A 23,927-nucleotide genomic window follows, 5' to 3' on the forward strand; every position below is an offset into this window, starting at 1 on the left:
CACTTAGCTAAGGCTGCGCGCCCTCTTGATGTCCGGCGGCGTCGCCTCGTCGACCAGCGCGGCGAGCGCTTCATCCGTCGGCATCACCGTCTGGCGCTCGCTGCCGAGCCGGCGGACTGAGACCGAATGGGTCTCGGCCTCCTTCTTGCCGACCACGAGCAGCGCCGGGATCTTGGCCAGCGAATGCTCGCGGACCTTGTAGTTGATCTTCTCGTTGCGCAGGTCGATGTCGACCCGCAGGCCGGCGCGCCGCGCCGCCGCCACCACCTGCTTGGCATATTCATCGGCCTCGGAGGTGATGGTGGTGACGACCACCTGCAACGGCGCCAGCCACAGCGGGAAGTTTCCGGCAAAGTGCTCGATCAGGATGCCGATGAAGCGCTCCATCGAGCCGCAGATCGCGCGGTGCACCATCACCGGCGCCTTCTTCGAGCCGTCATGGTCGATGTAGAACGCGCCGAACCGTTCCGGCAGGTTGAAGTCGACCTGCGTGGTGCCGCACTGCCAGTCGCGGCCGATGGCGTCGCGCAGCACATATTCGAATTTCGGGCCGTAGAACGCGCCTTCGCCCGGGTTGATCGCGGTCTTGATCTTCTGGTTGTGGCCCTGCGCCTCGATCTGCGACAGCACGGTCGCCATCACGCGCTCGGCATGGTCCCACATCGCGTCGGTGCCGACGCGCTTCTCCGGCCTCGTCGAGAGTTTGACCGTGAGTTCGCCCTCGAAGCCGAAATCGGCATAGGTCGACAGGATCAGGTCGTTGATCTTCAGGCACTCGTCGGCAAGCTGTTCCTCGGTGCAGAACACATGCGCATCGTCCTGGGTGAAGCCGCGCACGCGCATCAGCCCGTGCATCGCCCCCGACGGCTCATAGCGATGCACGATGCCGAATTCAGCAAGCCGCAAGGGCAGGTCGCGGTAGCTCTTCAGGCCATGCTTGAAGATCTGCACATGGCCCGGACAGTTCATCGGCTTCAGCGCGAACCACCGCTTGTCCTCGGCCTCGTCGCCGGCGGACTGCGCCGCGAACATGTTCTCGCGGTACCAGTCCCAATGGCCGGAGGTCTCCCACAGCGCCTTGTCGAGGATCTGCGGCGCGTTGACCTCCTGGTAGTCGCCGGCGAGGCGGCGGCGCATATAGGCGATCAGCTGCTGGAAGATGGTCCAGCCCTTCGGGTGCCAGAACACCACGCCCGGCCCTTCCTCCTGGAAGTGGAACAGGTCGAGCTCGCGGCCGAGCTTGCGGTGGTCGCGCTTCTCGGCTTCCTCGATCTGCTTCAGGTAGGCGTCGAGATCGTCCTGCTTCGCGAACGCCGTGCCGTAGATGCGGGTCAGCATCGGATTGTTGGAATCGCCGCGCCAATAGGCGCCCGCGACCTTCATCAATTTGAAGGCGTTGCCGATCTTCCCCGTCGAGGTCATGTGGGGACCGCGGCAGAGATCGAACCAGTCGCCCTGGAAATAGATCTTGATGGGCTCGTCGCCGGGAATTGCGTCGACCAGTTCGACCTTGAACGCCTCGCCCTTGTCGCGGAACACCTCCTTGGCCTTCTCGCGCGACCAGACTTCCTTGGTGAAGGGTTTGTCGCGCGCGATGATCTCGCGCATCTTCTTTTCGATGGCGGCAAAATCTTCCGGGGTGAACGGCTCGTTGCGGAAGAAGTCGTAGTAGAAGCCGTTCTCGATCACGGGTCCGATCGTCACCTGTGTGCCCGGCCACAGCGACTGCACGGCTTCCGCCAGCACATGGGCGCAATCATGCCGGATCAGTTCCAGCGCGCGCTTATCGTCGCGCGAGATCAGCTCGATCTTCGCGTCGTCCGTGAGGGGATCGTTGAGGTCATGCAGAACGCCATCCAGCGCCATCGCCACGGTGCGCTTGGCCAGCGAGGGCGAAATGCCCTGGGCGATATCGAGCCCGGTGATATTCCTGGGAAATTCGCATTTCGCCCCGTCGGGGAAGGTGAGGGTGACTTTCTCGACCGGCTGGGCGGGCTTGAGATTGGCGATGCTGTACTGGAATCCAGACTCGGATTTGCGCTCGTCGGGCATGTCATTCTCCTGTAGCTCACTCCTGCGAACGAACGCAGGTAAGCGGAAAGCAGCGATATAGCAGGGGATTCCGCCGACGCAATCCGGCAATATCAAGAAATCGGCGAGGAATTGACTTGGCCGCTCTGGCCGCAGGACGTTCAATTGCTATGTATCAACAGATCTTCGGTCGTGATCTCCGCCGCCGAGGTTTGGCTTGCAAATGCGGCCTTTTCTTCCTCGCCCGGCTGGTTTACATGCATTTGCATGAAAATGATGCCCGCGACAGGCCGCTTCGCGCCCACGTCTCTCATGCTTGGAAACATCGTCACCGGCTGCTCCGTGCTGGCGCCGGCGGGGATGCTTCCGGAACTGTCTGGCGCGCTGGACGTCTCGATCCACGCCGCAGGACTCCTGATCACCTTCGGTGCGATGGTCTTGTGCATCGGCTCGCCCCTGACCGCATGGCTGACCAGCCGCGTCGATCGCCGCACCTTGCTCGGCGTGACGCTTGCGGTGCTTACGGTTACCAATCTCGCGTCTGCGCTTGCGCCTGATTACGTGAGCCTTCTTCTCATTCGCCTTCTCATGCTGGCGATCGGCGCACTCTATACGCCGCAGGCGGCCGGCACGAGCGCGCTGATCGTGCCGGCCGAGCGGCGCGGCTCGACCATCGCCTACATCTTCCTCGGCTGGTCGCTGGCGGCTGCGGTCGGATTGCCGCTGATCACCTTCATCGCGAGCCATTACGGCTTTCGCGCCGCCTATGGCGCGATCGCGCTGGTCGGCGGCGTGAGCTGCGTGCTGCTGTTGTGGCGATTGCCGTGCGGATTGCTCGGGGCGCCGGTCGATCTGAAGACCTGGGTCGAACTTGGCCGCAACCGGATGGTGCTCGTGCTGCTGGCGATCACGACGCTGCAGATGGCCGGGCAGTTCGTGGTGTTCACCTTCATGGGACCGCTGCTTGCAAGATTGACCGGCGCCGGCCCCAACGCCATCGGGCTCGTGTTCGGCATCTACGGCGTCTGCGGCTTCATTGGCGTCATGATCGCGACCCGCATCGTCGATTCCTGGGGGCCATATCGCGCGTCGGTGCTGTTCACCACGCTGATGCTGACCGGCCTTTCCGGATGGGCGTTGAGCGCAGGCATCTATGCGCTGATGGCCGGTTCGGTGGCGCTCTGGGGGCTCGGCTTTGCCTCCGCCAATTCGATGCAGCAGGTGCGGCTGGTTGCGGCGGCGCCGGCGCTTGCATCGGCGTCGGTATCGCTCAACACCTCGGTGCTCTATATCGGGCAGGCGATTGGCTCGGCGATTGGCGGCGCGCTGTTCGCGCACGGCTGGCTGCACGGCACAGGCTATGTCTGCGCGGCTTTCCTCGCGTCGGCCCTCATGATCATCGTGCTGACGAGGCCGCGTCGCGCGGCGGCGGAGTAATAAGCTAAATCAGACCGCTCGCGTCCGAGCGTTCTTGCACAACCAAGACCCGAAGCGGACACATTCGTCGCTGAGAGCGCCGCATCAGGATAGTTGGATGATCGGCACGCGTTCGTCTGCGCGCCTGTTCGCGAGGCGTGAACTGCGAACCAGATCCGAATTTTGCTTCCTTGATGTGACGCGGCGAGCCAGAGGCATAAGCGGAGACGCTTTGCGCGAAATGCGCAATAAATCTTGAATGCTGCGTGATATGAGCATATATGGCCAGAGTTTGCTCGTTTTTATTGGTAAAAATGCGCAAAATTGTCCGATATGCGCATTGCGCGGGAGAAAACAGAAATGCAGGTTCCAATTAAGCGAGCGATCGAGAAGGTGCCTGGCGGGATGATGGTGGTCCCGCTGTTGGTTGGGGCGCTTATTGCGACCTTCTTTCCCGATACCCCGAAGTTTTTTGGCTCCTTCACCGGCGCACTATTCTCTGGCGCACTGACGATTCTCGCGGTGTTTTACGTTTGCATGGGCGCGAGCATCGACTTCCGCGCGACCCCCTACATTGTGAAGAAGGGCGGCACCCTGCTGATCGTGAAGGTTGGCGTTGCCGTTGTCCTCGGCCTGATCTTCGGCCGCATTTTGGGAGAAGCGCCGGTCGCGGCCGGCATGTTCGCGGGTGTCTCGACACTCGCGATCGTTGCCGCCATGAACGACACCAATGGCGGTCTCTATATGGCGTTGATGGGCCAATATGGACGTCCGCGTGACGTCGGCGCCTATACCATCATGTCGCTGGAGAGCGGTCCCTTCCTCACCATGATCACCTTGGGCGTCGCCGGCCTCTCGGCATTTCCTTGGCAGACCCTCGTGGGCGCCATCCTGCCTCTGATGGTGGGCATGATCATCGGCAATCTCGATCGCGAGATGCGCGACTTCCTGAGCCGCGCGGTGCCTGTGATGATCCCGTTCTTCGCCTTCGCGCTCGGCGCCGGCCTCGATCTGTCGAAGGTCTGGCAGGCCGGTCTACTCGGCCTCGGCATGGGAGTCGCCGTGGTGGTGGTGACCGGCATCCCGCTGTTCTTCGCCGATCGCATCACTGGCGGGAATGGTGTCGCCGGTGTTGCGGCGGCCTCGACGGCCGGCAACGCGGCGGCCGTCCCGGCGATTGTCGCGGCAGCCAATCCGGCCTATACGGACGCAGCGCGGCCTGCGACCATCCTCGTCGCAGCCTGTGTCGTGGTTACCGCAATCCTCGTGCCGATCGCCACCGCCTGGACGGCTCGCGTCGTTGGTCGCGATGTCGAGGAGCCCGCAGAAGAGGACGTGGCTTCTGCCGGCAAGATGACCCCCGCGGCGCGCCCGGCTGTCACCAAGGCAGCTCACTGAAGATGGCCCCTAAAGCGTTTTCGAGCGAAGTGGATACCGGTTCGCGTCAAGAAAACGCGTCAAGCCAAAGCTGGCTGATCGTCGCCGACGATCTCACCGGTGCCGCGGACTGCGCGATCGCCTTCGGCAGAAGGGGACGTGCGGCCGCGGTGACGTGGGGTGAGGTGACCGACGCGTCGGGTTACCGGCTGCCCGTCCTCGCCTACGACGCAGCTAGTCGAGGCCTTTCGGCCGGGGCCGCTGCAGCCCGCCATGCCGATGTGCTGGCGCGCCTGTGCGAACCCGGACGTATTCTTTTCAAAAAAATCGATTCGACGCTGCGGGGGCAACCTGCAGCGGAGACTGCCGCAGCGCTTGCGCATCTCAAGTCGCGGTCGGGTCCGGCCTTCGGCGTGTTCGCGCCGGCCTTTCCGGCCACCGGCCGCACCACCGTCGATGGGCGCATCCTGGTCAAAGGCCGCCCCCTCGAGGAGGCCGAGGTCTGGCGGCGCGACCACACCTATCCGAATGCCGATCTTGTCGACGTTCTCGCGACCGCGGGCATCCGCGGCGAGAAGGTCGATCTCGCTGCCGTGCGTGGCGGCGATCTCAAAGCCACGTTCGCGAGGCTCGCCCGGCAGGGCGATGTGGTCGCGGCCTGCGACGCCGAGACTGACCGCGATCTGCATTTGATCGCGGAGGCAAGCCTGCATGCATCGTCCGCAACCTTCTTCATCGGCAGCGCCGGTCTGGCGCACGCGCTGGCCGGCCTCGAAGTCAGCCATGCCGTCGAGCCGCTGCGCATTCCGACGAGCGCATCCGGCACGCTGATCGTGGTGGGCTCGCTCGCCGGCGCGTCTCGCACCGCCGCGCGCGAACTGGAGGCAACCGGCACCGTGGCGCATTTCCCGGTCGCGCCGGAGACGCTGCTCAACGATGGTGCCGGCCGGGCGGCGCTTGCCGCGGACGTGATGAAACGACTTGCCGGCGGCGGCGATGCACTGGTTGAGATCATGATGGATGATCACCCCGACATGTCGCTCGGCCCGCAGCTCGCCCAGGGTCTCGCTGACGCTCTGGAGGTCGTCGCACCCGCGATCGGCGCCTTTGCTGCGACCGGCGGCGAAACCGCCGCGGCGATGCTGTCACGCTTCGGCGTCAATGGTATCCGTCTTGCCGACGAAATCGAGCCGGGCGTGTCGCTCGGCCTCACACTTGGCCGATTGTCCGTTCCGATCGCGACCAAAGCGGGCGCCTTCGGTGACGAGCACAGCCTCATCCGCATCAGCGAGCGCCTCCGCGCCGTCCGAACCAGAGGAAGTTTCATATGACTCGTCCGACCATTGCGATCACCATGGGAGATCCGGCCGGTATCGGGCCCGAGGTGATCATGAAGGCGCTGGCGCAGCCGGAGGTGCAGGCGATCTGCAACGCGCTCGTGATCGGCGACGCCAACCGTCTGCGCAAGGCCGGTCAGATCGTCGGCGTGTCGCTTAAGGTCGATGCGTTGAGCGACGCGAAGGAGGCGAATTTTGCGTCGAAGGCCGTGCAGTGCGTTGACCTGAAGCTGGTGCCGGACGATCTGCCGTTCGGCAAGGTTTCGGCGACGGCAGGTGAGGCGGCCTATCGTTACATCGAGAAGGCCGTGCAGGTGGTGCAGGCAGGGCTCGCTCAGGGCATCTGCACCGCACCGCTCTCCAAGGAAGCGCTGCATGCGGCCGGCCACAAATATCCCGGCCATACCGAGCTCCTCGCGCATCTGACCGGCACGCCGGAAGTGTCGATGATGCTGGTGTCGCCGAAACTCCGCGTCATTCACGTGACCACGCATATCGGCCTGCTCGATGCGATCGAGAAGATCGAGCCCGGTCTCGTCGAGCGTGTCATCGCGCGCGGACATGACGTGCTGGTGCGCGCCGGCATCGCCAATCCGAAGATCGGCGTCTGCGCCATCAATCCGCATGCCGGCGAGAACGGGTTGTTCGGTCGCGGCGAGGAAGCCGCGAAGATCACGCCGGCCGTGGAAGCCTGTCAGCGCAAGGGCTGGGACGTGCGCGGCCCCCTGCCTGCCGACACGCTGTTCTTCCTGGCCGGCCGCGGCGACTACGACATGGTGGTCGCGATGTATCACGATCAGGGCCATGGCCCCATCAAGGTGCTGGGGCTGGAAGCCGGTGTGAACATCACTGTCGGCCTGCCGGTGATCCGCACCTCGGTCGATCACGGAACCGCCTTCGACATCGCGGGCAAGGGCATCGCCGACGAGCGCAGCCTGATCGAGGCGCTGCGGCAGGCGGTCGATCTCGCGCCGAAGAAGGCGGCTTGAGGGGCTCCTCAAGGATGAGGAGCGAGATGCGGGTTAAGCGCTTACATTGCGCGGCCGGTGCATCGTGGTATCGATCGGCCGTGCTGCGAAGCGGCCATGGTCGAGCTCGGCTGACGGCAATGAATCTGGGGGCTGAGGTCCGATGTCGATACGCAGCAAGGAGCGTCACGCTCGTCTGTTGGAAGCACTGAACGCGGGAGAGATCGATGTCGACGATCTCGCACGGCGGTTCGACGTCTCCGCTTCCACCGTGCGACGCGACCTGCAGCATCTTTCCAAGAACAATGCCGTGCGCCGCACCTATGGTGGCGCCATTCTCACCGGCCATGCGAACGAGACGACGCTCGAGCAGCGCCTTGCGGTCCAGGGCAAACAGAAGCAGGCGATCGCGCGCGCGGCTGTCGATCTGATCGAGGACGGCGACACGCTGATTCTCGATGCCGGCTCGACGGTCGCAGCCTTCGGCCGACTGCTGCAGCAGCGGCGGCTGCGCATCATCACCAACAATCTCGCGCTGCTGCCTTTCCTCGCCAAGGCTCCGACCATAGAGCTTGTGGTGCTGGGCGGCGCGCTGCGCACCACCAGCATGAGCACCATGGGGCCGCTCGCCAATGACGCGCTGCGGCGCATGACCGCGGACCGCGCCGTCATGAGCGCCGACGGCGTGGTGAATGGCCGTGGCCTGTGTGAAGCGGATCTGGAGCAGGTCGCACTGAAGTCGCTGATGATGCAGCAGTCGAAAGAAGTCATCGTTCTTGCCGACGCCAGCAAGCTCGGCCGCGCCGAACAGATGGCGTGGGCACCGCTACCGCCACGCTGGACGTTGGTGACTGATGTCGGCGCCTCTGAGGAGCAGTGCACGCGTCTCGCCGATGCAGGAGCGCGGGTGATCGTTGCTGGCGTTCGCTGAACCGGCATCGCAATTTTCCGCGTGGTCGGAGAAAAATATCGACTTAGCGGCTCGCCGACGAAGGACCGCTTGCGATCCGCGCAAGCGACGTGGTTCCTGCGATCTTCACCAGCACTTCCTTCACCGGATGCTGCGTCCAGGCTTGGGTGACGTAGTCGCGATGGGTGACGCCGTCGGGCGTCCGGACGAATACGACGCTGCCGGGCTGCAGCGGCCCGTCCATGCTTTCGCGGACGCGAATGCCCTTGTCCCTGAGCATCGTCATCAGTTCCTGATCACGCCGCTCGGTATGGCGGGTGTAGGAACTCAAGAAAAAGCCGGTGCGGTTGTTCTCGATCCAGGAGGCGAACTTGTCGAGCTCGCCATAGACCGCATCCAGCAGCACCACGCCGCGCACGCGGCTGGTGGCGCCCCCAACCTCGAGGCTCCAGGCGGTCGGCAGGAAGCCGCCGCTATAGCCGACGATCACGACGGGCATGTTGGCGAAGGCCGCCGCCGATTTGGGATCGCCTGAGAGGCGGGCGAGGTGGGAGGTGGATTCGTCGAGGAAGCGTTTGAAGCCGCCCGGCTGCCAGAATTTTCCGGCGCTGGAATCGGCGGCGTCGACCGCCATCTGCGGCGCCAGCAGCACCGCGTTGACACCGGAGTCCGAGATCTGCTGCGGCACCAATTGCCGGTCGCGCACGTCGCGTTCGAGGGTGGCGCCATTGCCGTGGAAGAACACCACGATCACGCCCGGCTTGCGGACGTCGAAATTCTCAGGAACGTGCACCAGCACGCGGCTGTCATTGTAGGTCTCGTCCTGCCAGTAGACGCGGCCCGAATAGCTGCGATGGCCCTTGCGGCTGCCGTTCGTGACATTGAGGAACGGCGCATCCGAGCGCGGATTGGTGCCGAAATAGGGGAAGGCCGAGGATTTCATGCTGACCAGCGTGGTCAGCTCTTCGCGCTCGCTCGGCCGCGGCAGGTTGAGCGTGGGCGTGAGCGAGGCCACCCGGACCGGTGCGGGACGCTGCGGCTCCGCTGCAGGCGCCGGCGCGGCGGCCTGCCGTTGCCTGAGACTTTCCTGCTCGGTCGGGAAGCGCTCCTTGAACGATGGTGCCGGGAAGCGATCCACGAACGTGTCGCCGGAAGCGGCTTGCGTGTTCGCCGCGAGCGCGGATGCGCTGGGCGCTCTGCCGCATTGACCCAGCACGGTCGCGAGCGGTAGCAGCAGCGAGGCGGCGGCGATGCAGCGCCACCGCGATTTTGGCGGGCGTGACGGCGCGGCCGGGGATATCACCCGGACCGCGCGATCACACGTCTGGAACGTTGGGTTCGCAGCCCCGATCATCCACCCACTTACCCCGAAACTCCCGGCCAATGCCGAATCTGAGCGCACCGGTGTTTAGGTGACGTTAAGCTTCCGGAAAACTTCCCCATCCGGAAGTAGCAACAAGACCATCCAATCGTGTCGCGATTGTGGGCCGGCTTCCGTGTTTACACAGACATCGGCCGTTTGAAGGCAGTTCTAGGTACTATAGTACCCGAATTGAGGCTTAAGTTAGATGCTTGTTAACGTTGCTTGAATTGGCCGTTTTCCGCCTGCACGATCCGAATCGTCGAAGCGCGTGGCGCTGAAGGTACGGTCCGATATGGCGGCATCACACACGGGCAGCGCGGCATGGTCCGGTTCGCTCCCCGGCAGCGGCTCGACCGTTTCGGTCCTGGTGGCCACGGCCATCGTGGTGGCCGACATGGTCGGTGTCGGCGTTTTCACCAGCCTCGGCTTCCAGGTCAAGGACATCCCCTCCGGCTTCTCGATCCTCCTGCTGTGGAGCGTCGGCGGCATCGTCGCGCTGTGCGGCGTGTTCTCCTATGGCGAACTCGGCGCGATGTTTCCGCGCTCGAGCGGCGAGTACAATTTCCTCAGCCGCGCCTATCACCCGGCGTTCGGTTTCGTTGCCGGCTGGGTGTCGGCGACGGTCGGCTTCGCCGCGCCGGTCGCGCTCGCCGCGATGGCGTTCGGCGAATACGGCAAGTCGGTGCTGCCGGATGCGCCGCCGCTCGTGCTCGCGCTCGGCGTGGTGTGGCTGGTGTCGATCGTCCAGCTTACCGGCGTCAAGCATTCCTCGACCTTCCAACTGGCCGCGACCATCCTGAAGGTGGTGCTGATCGTGGCGTTCCTTGTCGCCGGATACTTGATCACGACGCCGCAGCCGATCTCGTTCGCGCCGACGTCGGCCGATCTTTCCCATATCGTCAGCGCGCCGTTCGCGATCAGCCTGGTGTTCGTGATGTATTCGTTCTCCGGCTGGAACGCGGCGACCTACATCATCGGCGAGATGCGCCTGCCGGAGCGCAATCTGCCGCGCGCGATGCTGTCGGGAACGCTGATCGTCCTCGTGCTCTATGTTGCGCTGAACGCGGTGTTCCTGCATACCGCGCCCATCGACAGGCTTGCCGGCCAGCTCGATGTGGCCCGCATCTCCGGCAGCTATATCTTCGGCGAGGTCGGCGGCCGCATCGTCGGCGCGATGATCTGCGTCGGGCTGATCTCCTCGATCAGCGCGATGATGTGGATCGGCCCGCGCGTGATGATGACCATGGGCGAGGACATCCCCGCGCTGCGGATCTTCGCGCGCCACTCGACCAGCGGCGCGCCGGCCTATGCCATCCTGTTCCAGCTTGCAGTGGCGACGTTGATGCTGTTCACGCGCAGCTTCGAGGCGGTGCTCGACTTCATCCAGTTCGCGCTTCTATTCTGCTCGTTCTTCACAGTGCTCGCCGTGATCAAGCTGCGCATCACCCGTCCCGACCTGCCGCGGCCTTACCGTGCCTGGGGATACCCGGTCACCCCTGTGGTTTTCCTGCTCGTGACCGGCTTCATGATGTACTATCTCCTGACCGACCGCCCACTGCAGTCGGCGCTCGGTACGTTGATCATGCTCTCCGGCCTCCTGATCTACGCCGTTTTCCGCAAGGGGGCGGCAGGCCCCGCGACCTCGGGCGCATCGGGTCGCGAATGAGGATGTTCCTGTCATTGAGAGCGGTTGCGCTCGCTTTCGCCGTCCTGCTCGCGGCGCTGCCGGCGCGGGCTGCCGACATCGCGACCATCAACGATACCGCGCGCTTCCTTGCCGGCATGATGCCGTCAGCGGATTCGCCGCTGATCCCGCTGACCCGGGACCCGGCCTGGCAACAGCATGCCCGCTTCTTCGACCATGCCTTCGCGCAGCTCGAGCAGCGCCAATTGTCGAAGATCCGCAGTTGGGCGGAGGCCAACCTGGCGGCGCCGCGGCCGACCATGTTCTACATGTTCTCCGGGCCCGATTTCATCTACGCCGACGCCTTCTATTCCAGGGCGACGACCTATGTGCTGAGCGCGCTCGAGCCGACGGGCTCCGTGCCCGATCTGGCCAGGCTGCCGCGCAGCGACATCGGTGCCGCGCTCTACAGCGTCGAGCGGTCGCTCTCCTCGATCCTGAGCTTCTCCTTCTTCATCACCAAGAAGATGAAGGTCGATCTGCATGCGGGCGAGATCAACGGCACGTTGCCGATCCTTTACGTATTCCTGGCACGCTCGGGCAAGACCATCCGCGGCGTCGCGCCGGTCACGATCGATGAGAACGGCATCGTCGGCGCCGAAGGCGGTGGCAAAGGCGCGGTGCGCGGCGCGCGCATCACCTTCGCCGGCAATGACGGTGTCGAGCGTACGCTCTATTACTTCTCGACCGATCTTTCCAATTCCGGCGTCAAGACAAGCGGCTTCCTGAAATTCTGCGAGACGCTCGCGCCCGGCAACAGCCTGATCAAGAGCGCGTCCTATCTCATGCACGCCGGCAATTTCACGCTCGTGCGCGACTTCATCCTCAAGAACAGCGCCACCATCATCCAGGACGATTCCGGGATTCCGCTGGTCTATTTCAACCAGAAGCGCTGGCGCTTCTTCCCGTTCGGCCGCTATGCCGGCCCGATCGCCGAATTCCCCGGCCGCTACCAGGATTCCTACGCCGAACTGTTCCGCCGCGCGCAGCCGATCGATTTCGGCATCGGCTATCGCTGGCGCACGCATGAAACCAATCTGCTGCTGGCCGTGCAATTGCCCGGCGACGGCTTCGGCACCGCCGATGCGGTGGCCCAGGATGCGCCACCGCCGAAACCGCCGGCGCCGCCGCGCCCCAGGCCGCCGCGGCAGTTCGACCCGTTCGGCTCGCCCGGCGGCTTCTTCTGGTTCGGGCGGTAGAGCGCTCCAGACCCCGTCGTGCTTCAATTGGCTGGATGTGTATCAGTCGATGATGCAACTCGATGTGCTGACCGGGGCAGAGTGCATAGGTGCCGAATACGATGATGCGTGAGGGAAATGGCGGGTACGGGGCAAGCGCCGCGCTCGGGCAATCATCGAACTCAACCCGGAGCAGCTCGTGCTCGCTACCGGACTATTCGGGCCTCCGAAGATTCCGGACATTGCTGGAAAGGCCGCGATAGCGATGCCTGTGTACAAAGGCGAAGCCGCCAAGACATTCGAGGCTGCGTGAGCCGCCTCAAGTCACGCGAGCCGGGTCACCAGTGCACGCTCTGGCTCGGCACGATGAAGGCGGTGCTGTCAGGCCTGTCCGGATTGTGGATGAAATAGAAGTAAGCGGAAACGATCAGAACGAGCAGTGCGATGATGGCGAGCAGATCCATCTGACGCGGATCGTGACCATGGCGGCTGATTTTCCAGCGCATTGTTGGTGTCCTCCCTGCGGACGCCCAACATCAATGCCGCATGGCCGCCACAGTTCCCGCACGCCGGCGATGCATGCATGGCCTGAAAGCGCCGCAGCGAATGCTACGGCGAATTGACGCCGCGCCAGCGGCCGTAGCGCCATGGCAGATACCAGCGTGCGCCGCGCGGCGCCTGCTCCGGCACGTTGTCGATGCCGGACGTGCCCCAGGGATGGCAGCGGAGCAGCCGCGCCAGCGTCATCCAGCCACCGGCCCACAGGCCGAAGCGCTCGATCGCCTCGTCGCTATAGACCGAGCAGGTCGGCAGGTGCCGGCAGTTGTAGCCGACCAGGGGCGACAGCGTGTGCCGGTAGAGCCAGATCAGCGCGCGGCCGAGATTGCGCGGCAGCCTGCGGGCTGCACTGGCACAATCCGTGCATCGCAATTGATGTGATGTTCGATGTTCCATGGGCGTCATCCGCAAACTTACGTAGTCTTGCGGGGGTTCCCAAGCAAGGAACTCAGTTTTTGCAGATATTTACGCCACAGTTCGCAACTATTGCACCGCACGAGCGGCGCTGCAGCGAAGGTCCTATGGACGGCACGGGTCAGTACGGTTACCGTTTTGATAACGCTTCGATGACAGCATCATGTCGCGTTGCGATGGGGCCGTTGCCACTGCTCATCTTCGGGGCTTGGGGGAAGGAACCAAATTGAGGCTTGTGACGTCGCTTCGTCTTCGCGGCCTGGCACTCCTCGGTGCCGCCGCCCTTTGCATCACACTGCCCGGCTCGGTCACGACGCTGGGTAATTCCGCCCGCGCCGGGGCCACCCTGGAAGAACGCAAGACGCCGATGCGTTTCAGTTGGGTGGCTTGCGAGCCCAACTGCAAAGGCTGGGTCTCCGCCGTCGGCATCATCACCGCCGACAGCCCGCGCGAGTTCGATGAGTTCGCCCGTGGCCGCCAGCTCGGCGGCGCCACCGTCGTGCTTGATTCCAGCGGCGGCTCGGTCAACGACGCCATCACGCTCGGCCGCCGCTTCCGCGGCCTGGGCATGCTGACCACCGTCGGCACGACCGTCATCAACCGGACCTCGCAGGTCCAGCGCGCCAGCGTCAGGCCGGAGGCCTATTGCGAGTCGATGTGCGTGTTCCTGCTGCTGTCCGGCAAGACCCGCTACGTGCCTGATACCGCGCATGTGCGCGTTCACCAGATCTGGATGGGTGACCGCGCCGACGATGCGCGCGCCGCGAGCTACACCGCGCAGGACCTGATGATCGTGGAGCGCGATATCGGCCGCCTCGCCAAGTACACCTTCGACATGGGCGGCAGCGGCGATCTCCTGTCGCTGGCGCTGAGCGTTCCGCCCTGGGAAGAACTGCACGAGCTGTCGCGCGACGAGTTGCGGCTGACCAATCTCATCACCACCGAGCAGGTCGCCGACGTGCTGCCGCCGCAGGACGACGCGGCCACCGTGCCGGTCGCGGAAGCGAAGTCGAAGCCGTCCCAAGACCGCCACGTCGCCAGCGGGGTTGAAAGCGAGACGACGGCGCAGCCCGCGAAGTCGATATCGACCAAGACCGCGGAAGCCCTGGTTCCCACCGGCGGCACCGCCACGCCGCCCCCGGTCCAGCCGGCGCAGTAGCGCCACGATCTCCCGTCGTGGCAATCGCCCGTGGCCTCATCCTTCGAGACGCGCTTTTGCGCTCCTCAGAATGAGGTGAGATATCGTGGCTTGCGGCAGATACGACCTTACCTCAGGGCGACTGATAGACCCTCATGGTGAGGAGGCGCGAAGCGCCGTCTCGAACCATGAGGCCCGGCCCTGTCGAACCATCCGGCCCGACGGTGCCTACGCCGGCTGCTTGGCCTTGGCCTCGATCTGGCCGATCGCATCGACCACGGCATCGAAGGTCAGCATGGTGGAGGCGTGGCGGGCCTTGTAGTCGCGTACCGGTTCGAGCAGGGCGATCTCGGCCCATTTGCCGCCCTCCGGCGGCCTGCCGTTTTCCTTGAGCATCTTGCGCACGGTCTCGCGTAATTCGCGCAGCTCATCGGCGGTTGAGCCTACGACATGGCTTGCCATGATCGAGGAGGAGGCCTGCCCGAGCGCGCAGGCTTTGACGTCATGGGCGAAGTCGGTGACGACAGGGCCGTCCATCTTGAGATCGACCTTCACGGTCGAGCCACAGAGTTTCGAATGCGCGGTGGCGCTGGCATCGGGGTCGGGAAGGCGTCCGAGACGCGGAATATTCCCGGCCAGTTCGATGATCCGCTTGTTGTAGATGTCATTCAGCATGCGCGTAAACGTCGTAGGCACGAGGGCAGGGGTGCCCTTGGCGGCAGGGTTTCATCGTCCTATATATGGGCCGTATCGGCCGAAATACAGTCCGGCCATGCCACCGGCGCAGGCCAATTCAGAAACCAATGCTCTACCGCTGGTGCTAAAGCATGATCCGGAAAAGCGGGTACCGGTTTTCCGAGAAGATCATGCCCAAACGGGATGGAGCAGGATGACATTTCAGGGAAATGGCATCATGCTTATAGGGACTCCAGGCGTCCGGTGGCACGAGGCCGCCCCGTCTGCCCGGTGACACACCCGGTCCGAGAAGGGGACCGGTCGAACGGAGAGACGTCGAATGGACGCTGCAATCAAATCAATCCGCCCTGCCAAGAACAACGAGCCCAAAAAGGTGCTCGAAACACGGCCAGCCGAGCTCGATCCGTCCGAATTCCTTGCCGCCGCCGTTCGCGCCGATCTGCCGCGTCCGTCGCGCGCCGAGGCGGAGCAGGCGGTGCAGACGCTGCTCAGCTATATCGGCGAGGATCCGGACCGTGAGGGGCTGCTCGATACGCCGCGCCGCGTCGTCGAGGCCTTTGACGAGCTTTACCAGGGCTATCACCAGTGCCCCGCCGAGGTACTCGACCGCACCTTTGGTGAGACCGCCGGCTATGACGATTTCGTGCTGGTCCGCGACATCGAGTTCACCTCGCAGTGTGAGCACCACATGATGCCGTTCTACGGCAAGGCGCATATTGCCTATACGCCGGTCGAGCGAGTAGTGGGCCTGTCCAAGCTCGCGCGGCTGACCGACATCTTCGCCCGCCGGCTGCAGACCCAGGAGCATCTTACCGCCCAGATCGCCGCTGCGATCGACGAGATCCTGAAACCCCGCGGCGTTGCCGTCCTGATCGAGGCGGAGCATACCTGCATGTCGGTGCGCGGGGTCGCCAAGCATGGTGCGTCGACCTTCACCAGCCGCTTCACCGGCATGTTCCGCGACAATCCGGCGGAGCAACAGCGCTTCCTGACCCTGGTGCGAGGACCTAACCGGTAACCTCGCACAACATTGCGAGGCTTATTCCGTGTCCACGTCAGCACATGATCACGACCGCGAGGAGGGGCTGGTATTCCAGCCCAAATTCGACGCGTCCGGTCTCGTGACCTGCGTCGCGACTGATGCTGCGAGCGGCGATGTGCTGATGGTCGCGCACATGAACGACGAAGCGCTGCGCAAGACCATCGCGACCGGCGAAGCCTGGTATTTCAGCCGCTCGCGCAATGCGCTGTGGCGCAAGGGTGAAAGCTCCGGCCAGACCCAGCGCGTCGTGGAGATCAGGACCGATTGCGATCAGGATGCGATCTGGATTCGCGTCGAACAGGTCGGCGCCGCATGCCATACCGGCCGTCGCTCCTGCTTCTATCGCGCCGTCAAGGACGACAACGGCGACACACGATTGTCATTCATCGACGCCGATCGGCTGTTCGATCCAGACAAAGTCTATCGCAAATAGACACAATTCGTCGCGGCGCCGCACATTGCGGCACATTCTGCGAGGCGCAGCCTTAACCTCGCATTAACCATACTTGTCGCACCGTATCTCCGGGAGCTGCGCCGATGACCGGCGTTCGAGAGGCCCACGCGAGCGTTTCGCGAGGAGCGGGGCATCCATCGATGGCGATCGATACATTCAACGCCGGGGCTGCGGCAGGTGTCGACCCGACGCGCGCCAAAATCGCGGGTTCGATCAAGCAGGCCGCGTCCACCACCGGCGCGAGCTTTCAATACCTGCTCACGACCGCCAAGATGGAATCCAACTTCAATCCGAAGGCGGCGGCGTCGACCTCCTCGGCGCGCGGGCTCTACCAGTTCATCGACCAGACCTGGCTCGGCACCGTCAAGGAGGCAGGCGATCAGCTCGGCTATGGCAAATATGCCGACGCCATCACGAAGAATTCCGACGGCAGCTACTCGGTCAGCGATCTCAGGGCGCGCGAGGCGATCATGCGGCTGCGCGATGATCCGGATGCCGCGTCGGCGATGGCTGGCGTGCTGACGCAGTCCAACAGCTTCAAGCTCACCGGCCGGCTCGGCCGCCGCCCGAACGATGCCGAGCTCTACATGGCGCATTTCATGGGCGTCGGCGGCGCGGCGAAACTGATCTCGAACGCCGAGGACAATCCGTCCGCCAGCGCCGCGCAGATGTTTCCGAAGGCGGCCGCCGCCAACACTTCGATCTTCTACGACCGCTCGGGACACACCCGCAGCGTGTCGGAGGTCTATTCGGTGCTGAGCGCGCGCTATGCCGGCGCCGCCAATTCCAGCGATATCCGCACCGCCTTCACCGCGGCCGGCGGCAATCCCGTCGCGCTCGCGAGCGCTGCGCCGTCGATCGACAACGCCGCCTATCTCGCGAGCTTTCCGGATTCGCGTGCGGTGTCGCCGGTGGCCGGCTCGCAGACGGCGACCGCTCCGGGCGATCCGATGTTCCGCTCGCTGTTCCAGGCCGGCGACCGCGCCGAGCCGATCTCGCCCACGGTGCAGGAATTATGGGGCCGCCCCGCACAGGTCACGACCGCCGCGCTTTCCGGCCAGACACCCGAAGTGCGCCCGCCTGGCCGGCTCGATCTCTTCAGCGACCGCAACGGCACGTTCTCGGGCTAAGCCTCCGCGCGCACGTCGTCGCCCCTCATGGTGAGGAGGCGCAGCAGCGCTGTCTCGAACCATGGAGCCCCGCTGTCACCTGTGGCCCATCCTTCGAGGCGCCGCTTCGCGGCTCCTCAGGGATGAGGTCGGTGCGCGCGTGGAAGCGGGCCATCGGCCATTAACGAAACGTCAATAAACCCAAAGAGTTATGGTGAACCCTTTATTAAGCGTCATGGTTTATCCTTTGTTACATTGGCACCGCATCACCGTGCCGTTTCGTTGCGTTAGCCGGAAGGACCATGATCGTTCGGCAGTTCATCAATTGGATCAGGACCGCTCCGGCAGGGGAGCGGGCCGAGGCCACCCGGGCATTGGCGCGGGCCTGGTTGATTTCAGATCTTTCCGAGGACGACCGCATCGCCGCCGAGGGCGCGCTGTTGATGCTGCTCGACGATCCTTCGCCGCTGGTGCGGCAGGCGATGGCCGAGGTGTTTGCGCGCAGCGCCGAGGCGCCCGCCGCCATCGTGCAGGCGCTTGCGGTCGACCAGCCGGCAATCGCGCTGCCGGTGCTGGAACATTCGCCGCTCTTGATCGATGCCGATCTCGTCGACATCGTCGCGACCGGCGACAATGAGATGCAATGCGCGGTCGCGCGGCGGATCGATCTGCCCGCTTCCGTCGGCGCTGCGATCGCCGAGGTCGGCAGCGCCGCGGCGGCGCTCGAATTGATCGAGAACGCGCACGCCGAGCTCGCGCCGTTCTCCTGGGACCGCATCGTCGAGCGGCATGGCCATCTCGCCGCGATCCGGGAGGCGATGCTGGTGCTGGAAGGCTTGCCGGCCGCGACGCGCATGGCGCTGGTGGCAAAACTCTCGGAAACGCTGGCGCAGTTCGTGGTCGCCCGCAACTGGCTCTCCGCCGACCGGGCTGATCGTATTGCCAGCGAAGCGCGCGAGCGCTCGACCGTCCATATCGCGGCCCGCTCGCGCGGCGAAGAGATGCGCGGCCTCGTTGCGCATCTGCGCGCGACCTGCCAACTCACCGCCGGTTTGATCCTGCGCGCGCTGCTTTCGGGCAATCTCGAACTGTTCCACGCAGCGCTCGCCGAACTCTCCGGCCTGCCGCAGGCGCGCATCGCCGCGCTGCTGCATGATCGCGGCTCAGCCAGCCTCGACGCGCTCTTGATCCGTGCCGGCTTGCCGGACTCCACCTTCGCCGCCTTCCGCGCCGCGCTCGAGGCAAGTCACGAGGCCGGCTATGTCGACAGCATCGAGGGCGCGGTGCGGCTGCGCCGGCGCATGGTCGAGCGCGTGCTGACCCATTGCGAGACCGATCGGCAGGCCGCCGAACCGTTGTTGATTCTGCTGCGCCGCTTCGCTACGGAATCGGCGCGCGAGGAAGCGCGGCTGTTCTGCGAAGAACTCGTCGCGGAAGACGCGCTCGTACCGCTACAGCAGGATTTGATCGCGGCGTAAGCGCGAGGCCGCTTCCGTCGCCGCAACACACGCTGTCATTCCGGGGCGATGCGATAGCATCGAACCCGGAATCCATTTCTCCGCCTGCGCATGCGCCCCGATGGATTCCGGGCCTGCGCCTGGCGGCGCATCCCGGAATGACGGAGCCGCGTAGGGCCGGCAAAGCTGCGTAGGGCAAAAGCCGTTATCACTCCGCCGGTGCGATGCTCGGCGCGAGGATGGCTTCGAGATGTTCGGGGCGGTCGCGGTTGACCTTCAGCAGAAATTCATCCGCGATGCCGCGGAGCTGCCGGCTGAGCGCGCCGGCCATCACGGCGGTGTCGAGCTTGGTACGCTCGCGTACGATCGCCTGGATCGCGTTGATGTGGTGGGTGATCAGCTCCGGCGGCACCTGGTCGAGATCGGGTGCGTGCTCGATGATGCGGCACAGGCTTTCGGCAGCCGCGCCTGCAGAGGGGAAGCCGAAGGTCGCGGCGTCGCCCTTGATGTCATGGGCGGCGCGAAACAGTTCTTCGCGCGTCTCGTGGGAGAAGCCGTGGCGCAGCACCACGGCGTGCGCAGCCGATAGCCGGTCGGCTTCGATCGTCATCCATTGCTTGAATTCGCCGGAGAGATCCGCAAGTGCCTGCTCGGCGCGCGCGACGGGATCGTCGTGATCGATGTCGGGAGGGATGCGGCGCAGCACCTTGCGTAGCCGGTTGGGCTGCGTGATCACATGGTGCGTGGCGAAAGTCTTGACCTCGATCGCGCCCGGTTTCTCTTTCGCCATGATGGCCTCACCTCTGTTTGAGCATGATCTTTTCGGAAAACCGGTTTCCACTTTTCCCGATCATGCTCTAGATGCTGGAACGCGCTTTATCGAGCAGCGACGGCTGTTGCATCACTTCCATCTCGCCGCCGACGCGGCGCTCGGGGCCGATATAGGTGCTGCTGGTGTTGCGGCGGCGGTCCGGGCCGAAATAGGTCTTGGTCTTGATGAAGGGGCGGGGATTGGCAACGACGTTGAGGATGCGCTGGTAGAGTCCCTTGGCCGAGATCGGCTTGGCCAGGAATTCGGTGACGCCGGCATCGCGCGCCACCGTCACGCGGCGCTTCTCCGAATGCGCGGTCAGCATGATGATCGGCGCATAGGGATTGGCGTTGGATTCCGGCTGCCGGATCATCTGCGCCAGCTCGAGCCCGTCGAAGATCGGCATCGACCAGTCGGTGATGACGATGTCGGGAACGTAATGGGTGTACATTTCGAGCGCGGTGGCGCCGTCCTCCGCCTCGTAGACCTCGCGCGCGCCGAACGAATGCAGCAGCGTCCGCAGGATGCGGCGCATGTGCGGATTGTCGTCGCAGATCAGAAACCGCAGCTTGTTGAAGTCGATGCGATACATGGTCCAGCCCGGCCCAACGGCATTACCCACCGTTAACCATATCGCCGAGCCGGTTAAGGAAAGGTTGCGCCGATGGCAGGGCGGGGCGCCTCAATACCCGAACTGCTCGCGCAGGATGCGCTCTTCCAGGCTGTGGCCGGGGTCGAACAGCATCCGCATCGAGATGGTCTTGTCGGTCAGGACCTCGACGCGGCTGACGTCGCGCACCTCGTCATGGTCGGCAACCGCCGCCACCGGGCGCTTTTCGCCTTCGAGCACCTCGATCACGACGAACGCTGAATTCGGCAGCAGCGCGCCGCGCCAGCGTCGCGGGCGGAAGGCGCTGATCGGGGTCAGCGCGAGCAGGGCGGCATTGATCGGAATGATCGGCCCCTGCACCGAGAGGTTATAGGCGGTCGAGCCGGCGGGGGTGGCGACCAGGATGCCGTCCGCGATCAGTTCCGGCATCCGCTCATGCTCGTCGATCAGGATGCGCAGGCGCGCGGCCTGGTAGGTCTGGCGGAACAGCGCGACCTCGTTGATGGCGTGATGCAGATGCACCGCGCCATGGATGTCGGTGGCCCGCATCAGCAGCGGGCTGATCAGGGATTCCCGTGCCGCCGCCAGCCGTTCGCGCAGACTGTGGGTCGAGTATTCGTTCATCAGGAAGCCGACCGTGCCGCGATGCATGCCGTAGATCGGTTTTCCCGTGCGCATGTTCGCGTGCAGCGTCTGCAGCATCAAGCCGTCGCCGCCGAGCGCCACCACGACATCGGCATCCGCCGCAGCGCAATTGCCGTAGAGCGTAGTCAGTTGCGTAAGCGCGGCCTGCGCCTCGGTGCCGCCGCTCGCGACGAAGGCGATCTTCTCATATCGCTCGGGACTGGTCATTGCACGACAAGCTCGGCCCTGGTTGCGCGTAGTTCCGCGCCGCGCTCGTCTATACAGCTTGACCGCGCTTGTCGAGATCAGAAGACCGGCATTTTCCTGCCAGGCCGGTCGGCTGTCCGACACAATTCCGTAATGGTCGGGCCTCGTAGCCCGGGTGGAGCGAAGCGTAACCCGGGAAATCTCCGTCCACGTTGCAAGCGGTCCCGGGTTACGCTTTCGCTTCACCCGGGCTACGGTGCTTCACTTCTCCTGCAGCGTGCGGATCGGGTCCCAGTCCCCGCCCGGGGGCTGCCGCGTCATCTGCTCGGCGCGCTGGCGAAACAAGGCAGACGGCCTGTCCGTTTCCGCCGAACGGCCGAAAGCTTCCGCAGCGAGATGGAATTCGCCTGCGCGCCAATGCGCGAGTCCATCACCATAAGCCTTGATCAACGCCTGCTGCGGTGCCGACAGCTCGTCCGACCGCGCCACCAGCTCATAGATCTTCAGCGCCTGATTGCGTCCCTTGACGCGGACTTCGTCGAGCTCGCGCCAGGCAAAATCTTCGCCGGCGAGCGTCACCGTTGCATCGGAGGCAATGATCGTCGTGCCGTAGAACTTGTTGGCGCCTTCGAGCCGCGAGGCGAGGTTCACCGCATCGCTCATCACGGAGTAATTGAAGCGGCGCCGCGATCCGAAATTGCCGACCAGCGCCTCGCCGGAATTGATGCCGATACGCTGCGTCAACGGATGCTCGCGGAAGACCGGCGAGCTGGCGTTGAGTTCGGCCAGCCGCGCGCAACAATCGAGCGCCGTGCGCGCCGCGTTCGCGGCATGATCGGGATCATCGGCCGGCGCGCCGAACACCGCCACGATGGAATCGCCGATATATTTGTCGACGTAGCCGCCGTGGGCCTCGATGACGTCGGTCATGTCGGAAAGATATTTGTTCATCAGCGCCATCAGCCGGTCTGGCGGCATGTTTTCGGCGATCGCGGAAAATCCTGCGATGTCGGAGAAGAACACGGTGACCTCGCGCGTCTCGCCACCGAGCTCCGGCAGCTTCTTCGACGACAGCATGCGGTTGATGACGTCAGGGGCGAGGTATAGCGCAAAGCTCTTCTGCAACAGCCTCCGGTCGCGGTCGGTGACGGCGAAGCGAAGCCCCACCATCGCTGCGAGCGCGGCGGTGCCTGCCGCGAACGGCTCGACCAATGGCAGCGCCAGCGCATGGGTGAAGGCGAAGGTCGCTCCGACCAGCCCGAGCGCGCTGACGGCAGCGAAGGATAGGACGGCGGTAGGCGGCCTGAATACGCGCGCCGCCGTCGCGCCAAACGCCGCGAACAGAAGGGCGATCAGGAGCGTCGGCAAGCGGCCGGGTTCGACCGCTGCATTGCGCGTGATCAGATTGTTGACGGCGGTGGCGTGGATATAGACGCCCGCGATCATGCTGCCTTTGATGCCTGCCGCGGCCGGCGGGCTGGCGTCGTGCATACAGCGCGGGATATGCCGTTCACCGTCGCCTCCGGTGGCAAAGCGCTTCGACGTCAGCCGGCGGTCTTCGATGTCGAGCACGGTGCCGATCAGGACCACCCTGCCGTCGAACCAGCGCCGGAAATAATCCTTCTCGCCCGTGGCCGCGCAGCCGCGCAGGTCGGCGAAGGAGAAGGTCGGGATGTCGTCCGTGCCGCCGGCAAAATTCAGCGTCATCGTGTTCGGCACCGCACCTGGAATCCGGTAGCCGGCGAGCGTCACGTTTCCACCGGCCTCGATGTCGGGCGTCGCGCCAAGCGCTCGCGACGCCAGTTCGAGCGCCATGCCGGAGATCCTCGCGTCGCCGACGACAAAAGTCAGCGGCAGGCGCCGCACCGTATCGTCGCTGTCGGTCTGGACGTTGAGCGGACGGATGTTCTGCTGCTGGCGGACGGCGACGCGCTGGCCGGGGGAGGGAAGGATCGGCTGGTCGCCGCGCAGGATCTCGCCGAGCACGACCTTGCCGGATGTCGAGGCAGAGGCGAGCGCGCGCAGGAAGTCGCGATCGAAGCCGCGTACCTTCTCGCCCAGCACGCCGTCGCCAAACGGAATTTGCGACGTCTCGATCGAGGTGGGGATCACCAGGTCGAAGCCGACCACCTTGGCGCCGCCATCGACGACGGCGGTAAGCACGCGGCCGATCTCGCCGGTCCAGGTCAGCGTCGGCGATCCCTTGAACGGCGCCGCGCGATAGCTTTCCTCGTCGATTGCGACGACGACCGTGGGCGAAGCGGCAGGGTCTGGCGCGCTCTGGAACATCTTCCAGCGCAGCGCGGTGAGGATGTCGAGCGAGAGGCCGCGCACCGGCTCGAGCGCCGGCGAAACCGAAATGGCGGCGCAGACCAACGCGATCGCTGCGATCGTCATCACCTCGCGCGCGGTGCGCCCGATGCTCAAGACCGCTGATCCGAGGTGGAGTGCAAAGTTAGTCGGTCGATGTGCTCTGGCCACGAGCGCACTCGATCGATGCAACAGCCCGGACTCCCTCTCCCGCTTGCGGGAGAGGGTTGGGG

Annotated in this window: 22 protein-coding genes; 12 read left to right on the forward strand and 10 right to left on the reverse strand. The window is 64.7% G+C overall.

What is annotated here, in order from left to right:
* Positions 1-3 precede the first annotated feature (3 nt).
* Both thrS and I6F35_RS28870 read right to left on the reverse strand, forming a co-directional pair.
* On the reverse strand, positions 4-2,052 hold the full coding sequence (gene thrS, locus I6F35_RS28865; RefSeq protein ID WP_225121043.1) for a threonine--tRNA ligase: 2,049 nt from the start codon (positions 2,050-2,052) through the stop codon (positions 4-6).
* A gap of 140 nt (positions 2,053-2,192) precedes the next feature.
* On the reverse strand, positions 2,193-2,363 hold the full coding sequence (locus I6F35_RS28870) for a hypothetical protein (protein ID WP_225121111.1): 171 nt from the start codon (positions 2,361-2,363) through the stop codon (positions 2,193-2,195).
* Between I6F35_RS28870 and I6F35_RS28875 the strand changes: the two genes are divergently transcribed.
* From I6F35_RS28875 to I6F35_RS28895, 5 genes are all read left to right on the forward strand, one after another.
* Positions 2,299-3,468 (forward strand): MFS transporter, encoded by a 1,170-nt coding sequence (locus I6F35_RS28875; RefSeq protein ID WP_225121044.1) that lies wholly within the window; start codon positions 2,299-2,301, stop codon positions 3,466-3,468. The genes I6F35_RS28870 and I6F35_RS28875 overlap by 65 nt on opposite strands.
* A gap of 339 nt (positions 3,469-3,807) precedes the next feature.
* The gene (locus I6F35_RS28880) at positions 3,808-4,845 is read left to right on the forward strand and encodes a 2-keto-3-deoxygluconate permease (protein ID WP_225121045.1); all 1,038 of its coding nucleotides are present in this window, start codon (positions 3,808-3,810) and stop codon (positions 4,843-4,845) included.
* A gap of 2 nt (positions 4,846-4,847) precedes the next feature.
* Positions 4,848-6,155, forward strand: a complete 1,308-nt coding sequence (locus I6F35_RS28885) for a four-carbon acid sugar kinase family protein (protein WP_225121046.1) — start codon at positions 4,848-4,850, stop codon at positions 6,153-6,155.
* Positions 6,152-7,150: a 4-hydroxythreonine-4-phosphate dehydrogenase PdxA gene (gene pdxA, locus I6F35_RS28890; RefSeq protein ID WP_225121047.1), complete on the forward strand. Its 999-nt coding sequence runs from the start codon at positions 6,152-6,154 to the stop codon at positions 7,148-7,150. Before I6F35_RS28885 ends, pdxA begins: the two co-directional genes overlap by 4 nt.
* Before the next feature lie 142 nt (positions 7,151-7,292).
* On the forward strand, positions 7,293-8,060 hold the full coding sequence (locus tag I6F35_RS28895; protein ID WP_225121048.1) for a DeoR/GlpR family DNA-binding transcription regulator: 768 nt from the start codon (positions 7,293-7,295) through the stop codon (positions 8,058-8,060).
* Between the two features lie 43 nt (positions 8,061-8,103).
* Here the strand turns inward: I6F35_RS28895 and I6F35_RS28900 are convergent, their stop codons facing one another.
* On the reverse strand, positions 8,104-9,339 hold the full coding sequence (locus I6F35_RS28900; protein WP_225121106.1) for an alpha/beta hydrolase: 1,236 nt from the start codon (positions 9,337-9,339) through the stop codon (positions 8,104-8,106).
* Between the two features lie 355 nt (positions 9,340-9,694).
* On the opposite strand from I6F35_RS28900, the gene I6F35_RS28905 reads away from it, so the two are divergent.
* Together I6F35_RS28905 and I6F35_RS28910 are read left to right on the forward strand one after the other, a co-directional pair.
* Positions 9,695-11,068 (forward strand): amino acid permease, encoded by a 1,374-nt coding sequence (locus I6F35_RS28905; protein ID WP_225121049.1) that lies wholly within the window; start codon positions 9,695-9,697, stop codon positions 11,066-11,068.
* A 2-nt stretch (positions 11,069-11,070) separates the two neighbouring features.
* The gene (locus I6F35_RS28910) at positions 11,071-12,285 is read left to right on the forward strand and encodes a hypothetical protein (RefSeq protein ID WP_225121050.1); all 1,215 of its coding nucleotides are present in this window, start codon (positions 11,071-11,073) and stop codon (positions 12,283-12,285) included.
* A gap of 317 nt (positions 12,286-12,602) precedes the next feature.
* Here the strand turns inward: I6F35_RS28910 and I6F35_RS28915 are convergent, their stop codons facing one another.
* Positions 12,603-12,770, reverse strand: coding sequence for a hypothetical protein (locus I6F35_RS28915; protein WP_225121051.1), 168 nt, complete (start codon positions 12,768-12,770; stop codon positions 12,603-12,605).
* Between the two features lie 103 nt (positions 12,771-12,873).
* Positions 12,874-13,218 (reverse strand): membrane protein insertion efficiency factor YidD, encoded by a 345-nt coding sequence (yidD, locus tag I6F35_RS28920; RefSeq protein ID WP_225121052.1) that lies wholly within the window; start codon positions 13,216-13,218, stop codon positions 12,874-12,876.
* 244 nt (positions 13,219-13,462) lie between these two features.
* Between yidD and I6F35_RS28925 the strand changes: the two genes are divergently transcribed.
* Entirely contained in the window at positions 13,463-14,395 is a 933-nt protein-coding gene (locus I6F35_RS28925) for a hypothetical protein (protein WP_225121053.1), read from the forward strand.
* A 207-nt stretch (positions 14,396-14,602) separates the two neighbouring features.
* Here the strand turns inward: I6F35_RS28925 and I6F35_RS28930 are convergent, their stop codons facing one another.
* Positions 14,603-15,049: an iron-sulfur cluster assembly scaffold protein gene (locus tag I6F35_RS28930; RefSeq protein WP_225121054.1), complete on the reverse strand. Its 447-nt coding sequence runs from the start codon at positions 15,047-15,049 to the stop codon at positions 14,603-14,605.
* A gap of 340 nt (positions 15,050-15,389) precedes the next feature.
* Between I6F35_RS28930 and folE the strand changes: the two genes are divergently transcribed.
* The 4 genes from folE (at position 15,390) to I6F35_RS28950 (ending at position 19,153) form a co-directional block, all read left to right on the forward strand.
* A complete protein-coding gene (gene folE / locus I6F35_RS28935; protein ID WP_225121055.1) occupies positions 15,390-16,088 on the forward strand; it encodes a GTP cyclohydrolase I FolE in 699 nt (232 codons plus the stop codon).
* A gap of 28 nt (positions 16,089-16,116) precedes the next feature.
* The gene (gene hisI, locus I6F35_RS28940) at positions 16,117-16,545 is read left to right on the forward strand and encodes a phosphoribosyl-AMP cyclohydrolase (RefSeq protein WP_225121056.1); all 429 of its coding nucleotides are present in this window, start codon (positions 16,117-16,119) and stop codon (positions 16,543-16,545) included.
* 161 nt (positions 16,546-16,706) lie between these two features.
* A complete protein-coding gene (locus I6F35_RS28945) occupies positions 16,707-17,696 on the forward strand; it encodes a transglycosylase SLT domain-containing protein (RefSeq protein ID WP_225121057.1) in 990 nt (329 codons plus the stop codon).
* A 281-nt stretch (positions 17,697-17,977) separates the two neighbouring features.
* Positions 17,978-19,153, forward strand: a complete 1,176-nt coding sequence (locus I6F35_RS28950) for a DUF2336 domain-containing protein (protein WP_225121058.1) — start codon at positions 17,978-17,980, stop codon at positions 19,151-19,153.
* A 187-nt stretch (positions 19,154-19,340) separates the two neighbouring features.
* On the opposite strand, the gene I6F35_RS28955 is transcribed toward I6F35_RS28950, so the two are convergent.
* From I6F35_RS28955 to I6F35_RS28970, 4 genes are all read right to left on the reverse strand, one after another.
* Positions 19,341-19,922 (reverse strand): Hpt domain-containing protein, encoded by a 582-nt coding sequence (locus tag I6F35_RS28955; RefSeq protein ID WP_225121059.1) that lies wholly within the window; start codon positions 19,920-19,922, stop codon positions 19,341-19,343.
* 67 nt (positions 19,923-19,989) lie between these two features.
* Positions 19,990-20,535 carry a response regulator gene (locus tag I6F35_RS28960; RefSeq protein ID WP_225121107.1) on the reverse strand — a complete coding sequence of 182 codons (546 nt, stop codon included), beginning with the start codon at positions 20,533-20,535 and terminating at the stop codon, positions 19,990-19,992.
* A 90-nt stretch (positions 20,536-20,625) separates the two neighbouring features.
* Positions 20,626-21,462, reverse strand: a complete 837-nt coding sequence (locus tag I6F35_RS28965) for an NAD kinase (protein WP_346283209.1) — start codon at positions 21,460-21,462, stop codon at positions 20,626-20,628.
* 183 nt (positions 21,463-21,645) lie between these two features.
* Entirely contained in the window at positions 21,646-23,781 is a 2,136-nt protein-coding gene (locus I6F35_RS28970) for an adenylate/guanylate cyclase domain-containing protein (protein ID WP_225121108.1), read from the reverse strand.
* Between the last annotated feature and the right edge of the window lie 146 nt (positions 23,782-23,927).

It is taken from the genome of Bradyrhizobium sp. BRP22 (genome assembly GCF_020194175.1).
Taxonomy (GTDB): domain Bacteria; phylum Pseudomonadota; class Alphaproteobacteria; order Rhizobiales; family Xanthobacteraceae; genus Bradyrhizobium.

Excerpts from the sequence above, each read along its gene's own strand:
- folE (WP_225121055.1), top strand. The coding sequence starts at position 15,390 with ATGGACGCTGCAATCAAATCAATCCGCCCTGCCAAGAACAACGAGCCC.
- I6F35_RS28945 (WP_225121057.1), top strand. The coding sequence starts at position 16,707 with ATGGCGATCGATACATTCAACGCCGGGGCTGCGGCAGGTGTCGACCCG.
- I6F35_RS28930 (WP_225121054.1), bottom strand. The coding sequence starts at position 15,049 with ATGCTGAATGACATCTACAACAAGCGGATCATCGAACTGGCCGGGAAT.
- I6F35_RS28895 (WP_225121048.1), top strand. The coding sequence starts at position 7,293 with ATGTCGATACGCAGCAAGGAGCGTCACGCTCGTCTGTTGGAAGCACTG.
- I6F35_RS28880 (WP_225121045.1), top strand. The coding sequence starts at position 3,808 with ATGCAGGTTCCAATTAAGCGAGCGATCGAGAAGGTGCCTGGCGGGATG.
- I6F35_RS28885 (WP_225121046.1), top strand. The coding sequence starts at position 4,848 with ATGGCCCCTAAAGCGTTTTCGAGCGAAGTGGATACCGGTTCGCGTCAA.
- I6F35_RS28915 (WP_225121051.1), bottom strand. The coding sequence starts at position 12,770 with ATGCGCTGGAAAATCAGCCGCCATGGTCACGATCCGCGTCAGATGGAT.
- I6F35_RS28955 (WP_225121059.1), bottom strand. The coding sequence starts at position 19,922 with ATGGCGAAAGAGAAACCGGGCGCGATCGAGGTCAAGACTTTCGCCACG.
- I6F35_RS28910 (WP_225121050.1), top strand. The coding sequence starts at position 11,071 with ATGTTCCTGTCATTGAGAGCGGTTGCGCTCGCTTTCGCCGTCCTGCTC.
- pdxA (WP_225121047.1), top strand. The coding sequence starts at position 6,152 with ATGACTCGTCCGACCATTGCGATCACCATGGGAGATCCGGCCGGTATC.
- yidD (WP_225121052.1), bottom strand. The coding sequence starts at position 13,218 with ATGGAACATCGAACATCACATCAATTGCGATGCACGGATTGTGCCAGT.
- I6F35_RS28875 (WP_225121044.1), top strand. The coding sequence starts at position 2,299 with ATGAAAATGATGCCCGCGACAGGCCGCTTCGCGCCCACGTCTCTCATG.
- thrS (WP_225121043.1), bottom strand. The coding sequence starts at position 2,052 with ATGCCCGACGAGCGCAAATCCGAGTCTGGATTCCAGTACAGCATCGCC.
- I6F35_RS28960 (WP_225121107.1), bottom strand. The coding sequence starts at position 20,535 with ATGTATCGCATCGACTTCAACAAGCTGCGGTTTCTGATCTGCGACGAC.
- I6F35_RS28905 (WP_225121049.1), top strand. The coding sequence starts at position 9,695 with ATGGCGGCATCACACACGGGCAGCGCGGCATGGTCCGGTTCGCTCCCC.
- I6F35_RS28950 (WP_225121058.1), top strand. The coding sequence starts at position 17,978 with ATGATCGTTCGGCAGTTCATCAATTGGATCAGGACCGCTCCGGCAGGG.
- I6F35_RS28970 (WP_225121108.1), bottom strand. The coding sequence starts at position 23,781 with ATGACGATCGCAGCGATCGCGTTGGTCTGCGCCGCCATTTCGGTTTCG.